Source organism: Cytobacillus sp. IB215316 (assembly GCF_033963865.1).
GTDB lineage: Bacteria > Bacillota > Bacilli > Bacillales > SM2101 > Nanhaiella > Nanhaiella sioensis.
The window spans coordinates 170071-183176 of the sequence record NZ_JAXBMC010000006.1 but is presented as its reverse complement, the minus strand read 5'-3'; the positions used below and the strand labels follow the sequence as shown (position 1 = coordinate 183176).

The 13106-nt window shown below is 35.0% G+C and carries 12 protein-coding genes; 7 read left to right on the top strand and 5 right to left on the bottom strand.

Translation table 11 applies throughout. From position 1 onward, the window contains the following. The first annotated feature begins 269 nt into the window (after positions 1–269). From SLH48_RS12330 to SLH48_RS12320, 3 genes are all read left to right on the top strand, one after another. Positions 270–1031 (top strand): threonine/serine exporter family protein, encoded by a 762-nt coding sequence (locus SLH48_RS12330; protein ID WP_413785414.1) that lies wholly within the window; start codon positions 270–272, stop codon positions 1029–1031. A 15-nt stretch (positions 1032–1046) separates the two neighbouring features. Further along, complete coding sequence (locus SLH48_RS12325; RefSeq protein ID WP_320208897.1) at positions 1047–1502, top strand: threonine/serine exporter family protein; 456 nt, start codon at positions 1047–1049, stop codon at positions 1500–1502. Between the two features lie 481 nt (positions 1503–1983). Continuing rightward, positions 1984–2958 (top strand): aldo/keto reductase, encoded by a 975-nt coding sequence (locus SLH48_RS12320; RefSeq protein WP_410629403.1) that lies wholly within the window; start codon positions 1984–1986, stop codon positions 2956–2958. Positions 2959–3163: 205 nt separating this feature from the next. On the opposite strand, the gene SLH48_RS12315 is transcribed toward SLH48_RS12320, so the two are convergent. Beyond that, positions 3164–3637 carry a GNAT family N-acetyltransferase gene (locus tag SLH48_RS12315; protein ID WP_320258405.1) on the bottom strand — a complete coding sequence of 158 codons (474 nt, stop codon included), beginning with the start codon at positions 3635–3637 and terminating at the stop codon, positions 3164–3166. A 310-nt stretch (positions 3638–3947) separates the two neighbouring features. Here SLH48_RS12315 and SLH48_RS12310 point away from each other — a divergent pair, with 310 nt between their 5' ends. The 4 genes from SLH48_RS12310 (at position 3948) to SLH48_RS12295 (ending at position 8969) form a co-directional block, all read left to right on the top strand. Beyond that, a complete protein-coding gene (locus tag SLH48_RS12310; protein ID WP_320258404.1) occupies positions 3948–5690 on the top strand; it encodes an ABC transporter ATP-binding protein in 1743 nt (580 codons plus the stop codon). After that, on the top strand, positions 5671–7515 hold the full coding sequence (locus tag SLH48_RS12305) for an ABC transporter ATP-binding protein (protein ID WP_320258459.1): 1845 nt from the start codon (positions 5671–5673) through the stop codon (positions 7513–7515). Before SLH48_RS12310 ends, SLH48_RS12305 begins: the two co-directional genes overlap by 20 nt. A gap of 541 nt (positions 7516–8056) precedes the next feature. After that, positions 8057–8407, top strand: a complete 351-nt coding sequence (locus tag SLH48_RS12300) for an HIRAN domain-containing protein (protein ID WP_320258403.1) — start codon at positions 8057–8059, stop codon at positions 8405–8407. 295 nt (positions 8408–8702) lie between these two features. Beyond that, a complete protein-coding gene (locus SLH48_RS12295; protein WP_320258402.1) occupies positions 8703–8969 on the top strand; it encodes a DUF3949 domain-containing protein in 267 nt (88 codons plus the stop codon). Positions 8970–9113: 144 nt separating this feature from the next. Here the strand turns inward: SLH48_RS12295 and SLH48_RS12290 are convergent, their stop codons facing one another. The 4 genes from SLH48_RS12290 to SLH48_RS12275 form a co-directional block, all read right to left on the bottom strand. Then, positions 9114–9845, bottom strand: a complete 732-nt coding sequence (locus tag SLH48_RS12290) for an ABC transporter permease (protein WP_320258401.1) — start codon at positions 9843–9845, stop codon at positions 9114–9116. Continuing rightward, the gene (locus SLH48_RS12285; protein ID WP_320258400.1) at positions 9846–10559 is read right to left on the bottom strand and encodes an ABC transporter permease; all 714 of its coding nucleotides are present in this window, start codon (positions 10557–10559) and stop codon (positions 9846–9848) included. It abuts the gene before it with no gap. Continuing rightward, positions 10556–11470 carry an ATP-binding cassette domain-containing protein gene (locus tag SLH48_RS12280; protein ID WP_320258399.1) on the bottom strand — a complete coding sequence of 305 codons (915 nt, stop codon included), beginning with the start codon at positions 11468–11470 and terminating at the stop codon, positions 10556–10558. The genes SLH48_RS12285 and SLH48_RS12280 overlap by 4 nt, the downstream gene beginning before the upstream one ends. 161 nt (positions 11471–11631) lie before the next feature. Next, complete coding sequence (locus SLH48_RS12275; protein WP_320258398.1) at positions 11632–12723, bottom strand: NAD(P)/FAD-dependent oxidoreductase; 1092 nt, start codon at positions 12721–12723, stop codon at positions 11632–11634. Between the last annotated feature and the right edge of the window lie 383 nt (positions 12724–13106).

Below are 13106 nucleotides of genomic sequence, written 5' to 3'. Positions count from 1 at the left end.
TCATTTAAACTTGAAAAACAAATGATGATACTTACGTGTAAACAGTATTATTATGTATAAATTTAACGATACAAGATACGATATTTAGTTCGGGCACGTTCCACTCGGGGGGACTTCACCAATTCCAGCGCATGCAGGTGTAATGTGATTATAGGGCATTACTGGGGAGAGGCAGGATGGCAACATACCACCGTTGTCATCAGAGGACGAGGTCTCGTATTTAGGTGGAATTGAAGGTGCTTACGCTTCTTTTATTGGAGAGAATGGAAATGAATAATCAAATAAATGAGACGTATGACATTATGGAAGTATGTCTACTTGCAGGAAAAATAATGTTACAAAGTGGTGCTGAAACTTATCGGGTTGAAGATACGATGACGCGTATCGCAAGAGCTTTTGATGTGAAGGAATCACATAGCTTTGTTACTCCAACTGTCATCATTTTATCAATTGAAGGGGTAGATCCGACTAAGACTAAACTAGTTAGAATTTCTGAAAGAACGACAGATTTGCATAAAGTTACTTTAGTTAATAGTATTTCAAGGCAAATTAGCAGTGGTGAATTAACTATTGAGCAGGCATATCAATCATTAAGAGAAATAGAACAGTCCAATGTAGCTTTTCCATTTTTTGTGCAAATTTTAGCTGCAGCTTTTACCAGCGGTTGCTTTTTAATTATGTTTGACGGAGAGTGGCGAGATTTCATACCAGCATTTATTGCTGGTGGTGTGGGCTTGTTTTTTGTGATTTATTTACATAGGATAGTCCCTATAAAGTTTTTTGCTGAGTTCACATCTTCAGTCATTATTGGTTTGTTAGCTTTATTGTTTGTGCAAATTGAGCTTGGGTATGAACTTGATAAAATTATTATAGGTTCAGTTATGCCATTAGTTCCTGGTTTGCTCTTAACGAATGCTGTAAGAGATTTAATGGCTGGTCACCTCATGTCAGGCTTAGCAAAAAGTGCAGAAGCCTTATTAACTGCATTTGCAATTGGTTCGGGAATAGCAGTGGTGTTTATGATCTTTTAGAAAGGGGCTGTAAGAATGATTATAGAACAACTTGTAACAAGTTTTGTTGCAGCAGCAGCCTTTGGTATTATGTTTAATGTTCCAAGAAAATCGTTGATTAAGTGTGGCTTTGTTGGGATGTTAGGATGGATCATTTATGTCTTGTTAACGGATAATGATATCGATTCAGTATTTTCAACAGTTGTAGCATCGTTTGTAGTTGCTGTAATGAGTCAGATTTTTTCCAGAATGTATAAAACACCAATTATTGTTTTTATCGTATCTGGAATTATCCCTTTAGTACCAGGTGGGTTAGCCTATGATGCAATGAGGAATTTTGTTCAAAATGATTATAATACTGCAATAAATTTAGCAGCTAAGGCATTTATGATTTCAGGTGCTATTGCCATTGGTCTTGTGTTTTCGGAAGTGATCAATCAAGTAATTAGAAAATCAAAACTTACATTAAATAGATCAGGCTACTCAAAATAGTAGCTATGGAATAAATATAAAATGTCACTCGAATTGGTTGTTGTCGTTCTAAGATATAAGCAAGTATACACCAAGCATTTATGGCATTTACTTTTACCATTAATGAGATCCCACATATAACTTTCATAATTTAAAATAGCAACAGAATTTTAAAAAAGAGACAAAAAAACAGACAGGTTAGTTCTGTTTTTTTTGTATATGAATATATCATTAGGAAGTACGTTTCTTATTCATGTAGTACTAGCGAATTTGTAATTGGCTAAAAAGAGAAAACGTCGAAGCTTTGATAGTAAAAATGCTATCTTGGTAATACAGCTTCATTGAACAAGGATAAATCCCACGTATTATCAATCAGTGTTTTTATCATTTCATAAGAGAATGCTGATTGACAAGGGTTGATAGTATACACGACCATATCTAAATGATATGATAATAAGCAAATATATCCAGTATTGGGGTGGTGAATATAGTGGAAAGTACAATGATTCCGCTTCGTAAATTAGGTAAATCGGACCTGGAGATTTCTGCACTGGGACTTGGTACGTGGCAATTTAGTAAAGGGAATGGCATGGTAGGCCGTTTTTGGCCAGTGCTAGAAAAAGAAGAGATTCAAGAAATCGTAAAAATAAGTTTAGAGGGCGGTATTAATTGGTTTGACACTGCAGAGGTGTATGGGAAAGGGAAGTCAGAGGAAGGGCTTGCTGATGCATTGAATGGTCTTGGGGACAAGGCGAATGATGCATTGATTGCTACAAAATGGTGGCCTGCTATGCGTACTGCAAAATCAATTACAAAAACAATTGATGAGAGGCTGAAGGCGTTAAAAGGAAGAAAGATAGATTTATATATGGTTCATCAACCATTTTCTTTTTCCAGTGTTAAGGCTGAAATGGATGAAATGGCTGAGTTGCTGAAAAGTGGGAAAATCCGTCATGCGGGTGTAAGTAATTTTAATGAGGAGAAAATGCGGGAAGCACATAAAGTATTGGATCAACATGGTTTTCCACTGGTTTCTAATCAAGTGAAATATAGCTTATTAGACAGGAGAATTGAGAAGAACGGTATATTAGATGCTGCTAAGGAACTCGGTATCACACTTATTGCGTATTCTCCTTTAGAGCAAGGGTTACTCACAGGGAAATTTCATAAAAATCCAGATTTAATTAAAAATATGTCGGGGCCACGTAAACACTTTTCTTCTTTCAAAACATCTACACTTGAAAGAACGAAACCACTGATTGATTTACTTGACAACTTGGCTGATGAATACAATGTTTCACCAAGTCAAGTTGCTTTAAATTGGCTCATCCACTTTCATGGGGAAACAATCGTTGCCATTCCTGGTGCAACAAAAAACCATCATGCACAAGAAAATATTGGCGCACTAACATTTAAATTGTCACAAAACCATCTTGATGAATTAGATATGGTGTCTAGAGATGTTTCTGTGAAATGATTGAAATACATATATAAAGTAGCCAATTTTAGAATTCAACGAGTTGTAATCAAGTTTCAACCTCGTTGAATTCTTATTATATAAAGCTTTGTTCCAGCTTGTTTGATTTTTAAATAGATTTCTAATGTGCGGAAGTATAAATGGCTTCCAATAGCTAAGTGTTTAGCTACTCCAAAAATAAAACACCTTTCCTTATCCCTTCAATCTATCGAACTACCCGTTTATAATAAACTAGTGTTAAGTTATCGTTTATTTTTTTGTGTAAACCTATCTTTGTATAGCCCATTTTTTCATATAAGTAACAATTACGCTTTTCCTCTAGGATCGTTAATAATTCCCAACTCTTTGCTTGAGGGTACATTTGCTCAATTAATTGTAATGTTTTTTGAGCTAGCCCATTTCCCTGATAAGATGGGAGAATAAACATAGGGCTAATCCAAAATCGTGTTTCTTCTTTCGAATATATACATATCCCACCAATTAGTGTTTGATTGACAATGATTTTATAAAATTTTCTGTTAGGGTCGGTAATTCTTGTAATTACTCGATCAATTTTTTCGTTTGCAGGGTTTGTTTCATAATCTTTATACTTCTGTAATAAGGGTGTAAATGCAGCTACTTGTATATCAAAAATAGCTTGTGCATCAGCTTTTGTTGCTATAACTAATTTGGGTTCCATCATCTTCACTCCAATATATTGACGATTAGCTTTACAATTATAAGAGAAGCTAATCGTATGGATAATATTTATTTTAACGGCTACTTCCACATCTACATTGTAGAAAGTTCATTGCCTTGTGCCTCTTAATGACTGGTGACCACTCATTGTTTACCAATAGTAACATAGAACAAAAGGAATCTTAACAGCTCCCTTGTTATCTACATTATTTCAATTCGAGTTCTAATCCAAAATAATTTAAAAATTAAGATAGAAAAGGTATGATAGAACTTAATATAAAATCGGATTAGTAATGTATGGAGGATTATTTATGCCAAGAGTGCTATCATTTCTTAAACCGTACCGTCTCCCAGTTGTTATTGCACTGTTGCTTATGCTTATTGAATTAATAGTAGAGCTGTGGCAACCGTTGTTAATGGCGAAAATTATTGATGATGGAATTCAACAACAGGATATGACCGTCGTGTTGAAGTGGGGCGGTTTAATGATTGGTTTATCGTTTATCGCTTTTATATCAGGAATTATTAATACGTTCTATGCTGCGCATGTGGGTCAGAGCTTCGGCTACGATGTGAGGCAGGAATTGTTTAAAAAAGTTCAATCTTTTTCATTTGCTAACTTTAATAAGTTTCCGACATCATCACTCGTTACCCGTACGACAAATGATGTAACACAAGTGCAAAATACAGTGTTTATGAGCTTGCGAATTATGCTACGTGCACCGTTATTAATTATCGGTGGAACGATTATGGCACTTGTAGTGAATGTGAAGCTAGCTCTTATTTTTTTAGCAAGTGTGCCGGTATTGTTCATCTTTCTTCTTTGGGTTATGAGAAGAGGGTGGCACTTATTTCAGTCTGTGCAGAAAAAGCTAGACACTGTAAATAGAGTAATGAGGGAAAATTTAGCTGGCATGAGATTGATTAAAGCGTATGTACGAAAGGATTACGAGTCAAATCGATTCTCAACTGCTAGCGCTGAGTTAAGAGGCCAGACAACATCAGTGTTTAGGTTGCTAGAAATAACTGTGCCAATCTTACTTTTAGTTATGAATATTAGTGTAATTGCTGTTCTTTGGTATGGGAATACAGGTGTAATTGCAGGAGATGTAGCAGTCGGGGAAGTTGTTGCAATTGTTAACTATGCGACTCGAATTACAGCTGCTCTATCGGTATTCTCGTTTATCATTATGGCTTTCTCACGTGCCAGTGCATCTGCTGAACGTATTACAGATGTGCTTCAAACAGATATTGATGTAATAAATTCATCTGATACGAATTCGTCCTTGCAGATCAGGGCAGGAAAGGTAGCTTTTCGCAATGTTTCGTTTCAATATCCAGAAAAGCAAGAACCGGTTATACAGAATATATCCTTTGAAGTAAACCCTGGAGAAACAGTCGCCATTTTAGGGGCAACTGGCTCAGGTAAAACATCTATTGTTCAACTTATTCCTCGTCTTTACGATGTGAGTAAGGGCAGTATTTTTATAGATGATCACGATATAAAAACGATGAGGCTTGAACATCTCCGCAGAAGCATAGGATTCGTTCCTCAAGAAGTATTATTATTCACAGGTTCAATTAAAGAAAATATACGCTGGGGGAAAGAAGATGCTTCTATGGAAGAAATCATTGAAGCCGCTAAACACGCTCAAATTCATGAAACGATATGGGAGCTTCCGAATAAGTATGAAACAGAGCTAGGTCAAAAAGGAATAAACTTATCAGGTGGCCAAAAACAACGGATTTCGATTGCAAGAGCACTTGTGAGGAAACCGAAAATGCTGTTATTAGACGATAGTACGAGTGCGCTGGATGTACATACTGAGTCAAAATTATTAAGAGCGTTAAAAACGTATGCTTGCACTACATTTGTTATTACTCAAAAAATTAGTACTGCTAAACAAGCAGATAAGATCTTACTAATAGATGAACAGGGTAACATACAAGAGGGGGATCATAAGTATTTACTAACTTATTCAGATCTTTATAACAGAATTGTTCATTCACAGCTTGGAAAGGAGGCACTTTATGATGCTCAAGCAACTAACTAAGCCTTTCCAATATAAAAGAATTGTTGAACACGATGACAAAGTAACTCAAGTTCAATCATCTAAAAAGAAGCCACAACAGTGGTTAACAACATTAAATAGGATTTGGATGTACTTATCTTATAAAAAGAGCTTGCTGTCGTTAGTATTATTTATGGTTGTTGTAAGCTCAGGCCTTGCAATTATAGGGCCATTTTTAGTAGGAGTAGCGATTGATGATTACATAAATACGTCAAATACTGAAGGTTTTATAAAGCTATTAATCAGCTTAGCGGTTATATATGTATTACGCTCTTTAGCACTATTATTACAAAACTATTGGATGATTGGTATCGCGCAACAAACAGTTTTTAGGATGAGAAATCAACTTTTTGAACACCTCCATAAGCTTCCAATCCCATATTTTGATAAACGTCAGCATGGTGAGCTTATGAGTAGGGTAACGAATGACATTGAAAATGTGAGCTCAACGTTAAATAGTTCAGTTATTCAAATTTCATCGAGTATACTTACGTTAATCGGAACTGTTTCAGTTATGCTATGGCTGAGTCCATTGCTTACGTTGATCACGATGACAATTATCCCTTTGTTAATTTTTGGGATGAAGTGGATTACAAAGAGAACGAGAAGAGTGTTTAAAGAGCAGCAACGAAATCTAGGAGATTTAAATGGATACATTGAAGAAATCATATCTGGCCAAAGAATCGTTAAGTCTTTTTCTCAAGAAGAACGAGTCATCTCTGAATTTTTGGTTAAAAACGAGAGATTAAAAGGGACAGCGTTTTGGTCGCAAACTTATTCAGGCTTTATTCCTAAAGTAATGAATGTCCTAAATAATCTAAGCTTCGCCTTGATTGCAGGAATCGGTGGTTTATTTGCATTAAATGGTATGATTTCTATCGGTACAATTGTTATTTTTACGGAGTATTCAAGACAATTTACTCGCCCCTTAAATGACTTAGCAAACCAATTTAATACACTATTATCAGCTGTTGCGGGTGCAGAGAGAGTGTTTGAGGTATTAGACGAAGATGAAGAAGAAGTCAAAGGAACTAATTTGACTCACCTTCAGGCTATTCAGGGTAAAGTGGATTTTTGTAATGTTTCTTTTTCGTATGAAGAAGCTGAAAGCACGATAACTGATGTCAGCTTTACTGTCACTCCTGGTGAAACAGTTGCCCTTGTCGGTCCTACAGGTGCTGGAAAATCAACAATTATTAATTTACTATCAAGATTTTATGATGTGGATAAGGGCAAGATTTTAATTGATGATCGAGATGTAACGACTGTAAATAGAGCGAGCTTGCGACGTAATATGGGCTTTGTATTACAGGATCCATTCTTATTTGAAGGAACAATAAGAGAAAATATTCGTTATGGAAGGCTAACTGCAACTGATGAAGAAGTTGAACAGGCTGCAGCTTTAGCAAATGCTCATTCGTTTATTCAACGATTACCACAACAATATGAGACAGTATTAACACAGGACGGTTCTGGAATAAGTCAAGGGCAAAAACAGTTATTATCTATTGCACGAGCGATTCTAGCAGATCCATCTATCCTCATTTTAGATGAAGCGACAAGTAGCATCGATACGATTACAGAAATTAAAATACAAGAAGCACTACAGCGATTAATGAACGGTAGAACAAGCTTTATTATTGCTCATCGACTGAACACAATTCGTAAGGCTGATCAAATTTTGGTATTAAATAATGGTCGTATCCAAGAAAGAGGAACACATGAAACACTACTAGAGAAAAAAGGGTTTTATAAAAAATTGGCAGGAATTTCTGTTAATTTGTCGAATGCAACAATGGGGGATTAATATATACATTTTCATACGTTAAACAAGGGGAATAATAGAAGGTGGCTCATGGTTACAATGACACAAATCCAACAATAGCTAAGAGGGTTTGGAAAATTGTTACTAGAGTCACCTTTTAATTAAAGTGAATACTTATTTATGCTAACTTCCCAACAATGGTTCTTCAGGGAAATTTTATTACTCTTGGTATCAGATGTTAGCCAGGCTTTAGTAAGGAATGTTATATATTTAGTAGTAAACATTTATTAGTTTTATAGCTAAGGAGAGGTTCTGTCAACCAAACCGTTACCATATGCTACAAATAGTAACCTAGCAACAAAGTGACAGAAGCGGTACGTTTGAATGTTTCAAATTCTAGTGCACGCATTTAGCGTTGGTAATACTGGTGAGATCTTTCCTTAATGAACAATATAATAGTAGATTCAACATTTATGATCATATTTAGTGTGGTTCTTATTATCATGGTACAGGACGCCTATAAGAAAAGGTTTTATATTGAGATTATCAAACAGTTTAAATGCTAAGTTTTAGGTGGTGAACGATGAATATTCAGCTTTTTTTTGTGACCATTGTTGGTGCGAAATATTATGAAAAATCTGAGTATATTACTGTGGGAGAAATTGTAGTACTTATAAAAGATTATAATAATCCATATGATGATGAAGCGGTTGAAGTGTATATGCCGAATGTAGGGAAAATAGGTTATATTGCAAATAGCACTCGTACTGTAGCAAGGGGTACGAGGAGTGCAGGTAGGATATATGATACTTTTGGTGAATACTGTTTGGCAAAAATCATGTTTGTTTTACAAGGAAGTGCAATTGCAGAAATAGTCGATTTATTTCCTGCTAACAATAACCCAATAGTTAAAATTACTTCAGTAAATGAATAATCGTAAATTAAACCTCTTGAAATATCCTCTTAGAGAAAAGGGAGTTATTATATAAGCCTCATTTGTATGGCTATATTCACATAACAATTATTTTTAGTACCAAACGTATAAAATTGTGTTTGAGATATCTTCATCAAAGTGACAACGCCTCCATTCTGCTGTTATTGTTGTTTAATTAATAATGATATTATCGTGTATAAATTTATTTGGAAAATTATATAAGAAAAATGAAACGCTTTGACTGTTTGGCACGTATATGAGATGTATTATGAATATACTGTTGGAGGTTGGTTCAATGAATGATTCGGTGCTATTCATAATTATTATGGCTACATTATTACTTATAATTAATGTTGTAATGATTCCAATTCAGTATGCTTATTTCAAAAAGATTGAGGAGGAAAAGAAAAATAAACAACTTTCTCAAGGAGAATTTTTTGATGCAATGGAATTCCAAGAGCAATTACTCCATTTCAATGCACATTCTAGCATATTTATTTTCCCAGCAAACTTCATTGCATATTCAATCTATAAGAAAAGAGTTCGTAGAATGCTCGCATAGGTAATTTAAACAAACGTTTGATTAAACTGAAAAGATTAGATCACATAAAACCAAGCACTAATTGCAACTATATCATTATAATTAGTGCTTGGTGTATGTGGTCTTTTTTAATAGAAATTGTTCAGTTCTGTATTGATAAACCTCTTAGATCGCTTTTTTATTGAAATATGTTAAACCGCTAACGAAAAAGGCTAGAAAGCTACCTAATATAACGAATAACAACGTTATTAAGGAGAAGTTTAATACACCAAATGTAGTATCACCGCTCGGTAACATTGCCAAAATAGGTTGTGCCCAAGGGTAATAAGGTCCGTATTTTGATTGAATGATTAAAATATTTGGTATTGTAAAAATAACATTGATTGCCAATGGAGCAGCAAAGCTGGCCCATGCAATAGATACAAATATTTGTAAAGCAGCTAAGGGGAATGTTGCGATCCAACCACCAAGTACCCCACGCAACAATATACCCCAAGGAATCGCTTGATCAAAACCTCTTATTTGACCGACAGCGAGTATTGCTATTAAAAATAACAGCTGTGTAACGAGCAGTATAATCATTACTAATAGAAGCTTTGACATATATACGTTAGTCCGAGAAACGGGCAAGGCTAACAGTTGCTTCCAACTACCACCAACATGCTCATAACGACAAACGAACGCTGCAAATATGCCAGTTAATAACGGTAGAAATAACAATGCATGAACGATCGTCATCACACTAAGTGTATATAACCAGTCTGCGCCTGGAATTTCTAACGGTGCTAATAAGCCTGTAATAAAGGCAAGTGCAGGACTTACAAAAATAAGTAACCAAATCGGTGATTTTCTAAGCTTTAACCATTCTGAGCGTAGAATATTATTAAATGCTTTCACTTAATTCACGTCCCTTCGCCCAAAATCAATAAGACTAAGCATAAAAATAATCATACCTACTAATATACCTGCTAAAACAGTGTATTCTACCTTACTCCAATCATTAATAAGCATGGGCCATTTCCAAAAAATCCAGTCTGGTAGCATGATAGAATACATTGATAGTACGCCACCTAAAATGCCGATAGTTAAAGGGATTGCTTGATTTTTGAATACAATTGACAACCAAATCTGTAAAGTTAAGATTGGTAGTGCTGCGAAAAATGGATAAAAGGATACTTTTAAGAGTTGTATATAAGGTATGCTAACTCCAAATTTAAATATGAAACCAAGAATGATTGAGCCGATGCCTAATAGTAAACAAGACAGGAATAAGAGCATGGCTGATAAATATAACTTTGAAGAAAAAACGGTAATTCTTGAAACAGGTAAAGCTAAAAGCTGCTTCCATGAATTCACTTGATGCTCTATATTAGCTATCATAGACGTAATAATAGCAATTCCGAGCACTAGTGTAGGCGTAGCTAATTGTTGGATATTTTCTAGGAGCCCTCCCCATAAATCAGCGGCATAATAATTTGTAAGATAGTCATAGCGCACCCCAAAGTTTACCGCTTGTAAGGCTATAACACCAAACGGACCTAAAAAGATGAGAAACCATATCATTTTTTTGCGTACTTTTAACAGGTCTGAAGATAATACTTTTGCGATCATAGGCTACCAGCCTCCCCAACGAGTTCGAGGAAGATATCTTCTAATGATTTTTTTATTTCCTCTACACGATAAATGGACACATTTTCATGTACGAGCGTTTTAATGATATGTGCAACTTGAAAATCTGTTATGTTGTCAAATAATAGTGCTGACTCATTTTGTTCAACTGTATATCCATTTGCTAGCATCGTGCGGTAAGCTATATTAGCGTCACTAACTGCAACGTGCACTTTACTTTTTGCTCGTTGTCTTAATGTTTCAATGGAATTTTGAAAAATCATTGATCCTTTTGAAATGACACCAACTTGTGTTGCCATTTGGTCAATTTCACTAAGTAGGTGGCTAGATACGAGAACGGTGATACCATGTTCTTTCGGCATATTTTTGATTAACTCGCGAATTTCTAAAATACCAGACGGATCAAGACCGTTAGTAGGTTCATCCAAAATAAGTAATTCGGGATTTCCTAATAATGCAGTAGCAATCCCTAATCGTTGCTTCATTCCAAGAGAGTAGCCTTTCACAGCCCTTTTTGCATCCTTTGTTAAACGTACAATTGAAAGGACTTCGTTAATTCTCTTTTTAGGTACGTCAAGAATTTTTCGCACAGCTTCCAAATTTTCATAGCCAGTTAAATGGCCATAGTAAGATGGAGATTCAACGAGAGAACCGGTCTTTCTAAGGATTGAAAGCTTATCTTGTTTTAGTTGTCGTCCGAATATAAAAATTGCCCCTGAAGATGGCTTCATCAATCCTAAGAGCATTCGGATGGTAGTTGTTTTTCCTGCACCATTTGGACCTAAAAACCCATAAATCTCTCCAGATTTTATTTCTAAATTTACACGATCAACTGCGATTCTTCCTTTGAATCGTTTCGTTAAATTTGTCGTTTGAATAATATATTCACTCATTATGATCACCTCGTCTTTCATCCTACACATCGTAGGTTAAAACGAGAGGAACTGTTAGTTTAAATTTTGTTTAAACTGTACAAATCGAGGGGGAAGTCGTCAGTTGTACAAACTGGACTTGGTTTTCTACACCTTGGTTCTGGAAAAAAATCATACAGAAATTAAGTTTGAAATTGATTCATGAAACGGCGGTCAATCCAATTCTTTGCATGCCATGTCCACTTCCCTGAGGTAGCAAACGTACCATAAATTAACAGTGCATGATGATTGCCAATAGATATTAGTGCTAAATAATTTTTTTGAGGTTGATATTCAAGTAAATCTTTCTTCTGTACTATTCGGTTAAGATTTTTCCATAATACTGGACCCTGTCTAACAGCGGTTACACCATTTTTAGGTATATTTAGGTCTGATTCGATAGAAATACAGTCACCTGCTCCAAATATATGAGGATATCTAATGTTCTGTAATGTACTTTTTATGAGCATGAAGCCGTGTGAATCTGTCGGTAAGGATGAATTTCTAAATAATGGAGAAGCTTGAGGTCCCCCTAAATATATTAAGTGAGAGTAATTGATTCTAATTCCTTTTTGTGTAATTAAATTTTCCTTTGTTACTGTGGCTACAGTTTCTTTACTAACTACATTTAATCCGGATTTATGTGCCAATTGCGTTATGATTTTTGATGACCTTATCCCTGTAGAATGAAGTAGAGGAGATGAATGAACTAACGTGACTTCACTGTCATTAGGGGTATGCTTTTTTTTCCATGCTAACAATGACAGAGCCATTTCAATCCCAGATGCTCCACCTCCGACAATAACTGGGTGCTTACTACAGCGTAGATCATTTATATGTTTCGGGAAAAGATGATTCGGTTTAACTGCAATGCTATTGTTAGCTAAATTTGGTATGTTGGGATCAATATTTAAGGAGCCAATATCAAAGGAAACATAATCAAAAGAGATCGTTTGCCCACTTGCTGAGTAAAGAGTATTGTTAATAGGATCAATAGAGCTTATTGTTAATTCTATAAATTGAATACCCACCCATTTCGATAATTGTAATAAATCAATTCTTATGTCTGACTCTTCATATAATCCTTCTACAAAACCTGAAAACATACCTGAATAATATTGATATCTAGAGCTAGAAACTAGAACCCATTCAATATCGGGTTGTTTATTTGCCTTTAGTTTTTTCACACAGTGGAGATGGCTATGACCTCCACCAACGAGTACAATCCTTTTCATATTTAAGTCAGCCCTTTTAGTAGTTTGTTCTTATCATACTCTTATAGACGAGGAAGGAAAAAGAATATGCTTAATGTAAACAGAGTATCAGTTGACATAAATAATCGCCTATAAAACTTAAGAAATTCTTTATATTTATATAAAACAAAATTTAAGAATTGCTGGTTACAATAAAAAAACGTGAAAAAGAAAATTAAAGTGTAGTATACGTTGTACCCATGCTGTAACAGGATTAAAAAGTAAAAGGTATCTACTTTAAAATATACTAAGGCTCTTTTCGTAAACTTTGTTGCTCTTGCTATCAAATTAGTAACTTAAAAAAGTGGTTTTATGTTGTTAGCTATCATTGTACAGAACAAAAGATGCCACGAACGCTAGTTGTG

What these genes read in the sequence shown, in the direction of transcription:
- SLH48_RS12330 (WP_413785414.1), top strand. Translation starts at nt 270, where the DNA reads ATGAATAATCAAATAAATGAGACGTATGACATTATGGAAGTATGTCTA.
- SLH48_RS12325 (WP_320208897.1), top strand. Translation starts at nt 1,047, where the DNA reads ATGATTATAGAACAACTTGTAACAAGTTTTGTTGCAGCAGCAGCCTTT.
- SLH48_RS12320 (WP_410629403.1), top strand. Translation starts at nt 1,984, where the DNA reads ATGATTCCGCTTCGTAAATTAGGTAAATCGGACCTGGAGATTTCTGCA.
- SLH48_RS12315 (WP_320258405.1), bottom strand. Translation starts at nt 3,637, where the DNA reads ATGGAACCCAAATTAGTTATAGCAACAAAAGCTGATGCACAAGCTATT.
- SLH48_RS12310 (WP_320258404.1), top strand. Translation starts at nt 3,948, where the DNA reads ATGCCAAGAGTGCTATCATTTCTTAAACCGTACCGTCTCCCAGTTGTT.
- SLH48_RS12305 (WP_320258459.1), top strand. Translation starts at nt 5,671, where the DNA reads ATGCTCAAGCAACTAACTAAGCCTTTCCAATATAAAAGAATTGTTGAA.
- SLH48_RS12300 (WP_320258403.1), top strand. Translation starts at nt 8,057, where the DNA reads ATGAATATTCAGCTTTTTTTTGTGACCATTGTTGGTGCGAAATATTAT.
- SLH48_RS12295 (WP_320258402.1), top strand. Translation starts at nt 8,703, where the DNA reads ATGAATGATTCGGTGCTATTCATAATTATTATGGCTACATTATTACTT.
- SLH48_RS12285 (WP_320258400.1), bottom strand. Translation starts at nt 10,559, where the DNA reads ATGATCGCAAAAGTATTATCTTCAGACCTGTTAAAAGTACGCAAAAAA.
- SLH48_RS12280 (WP_320258399.1), bottom strand. Translation starts at nt 11,470, where the DNA reads ATGAGTGAATATATTATTCAAACGACAAATTTAACGAAACGATTCAAA.
- SLH48_RS12275 (WP_320258398.1), bottom strand. Translation starts at nt 12,723, where the DNA reads ATGAAAAGGATTGTACTCGTTGGTGGAGGTCATAGCCATCTCCACTGT.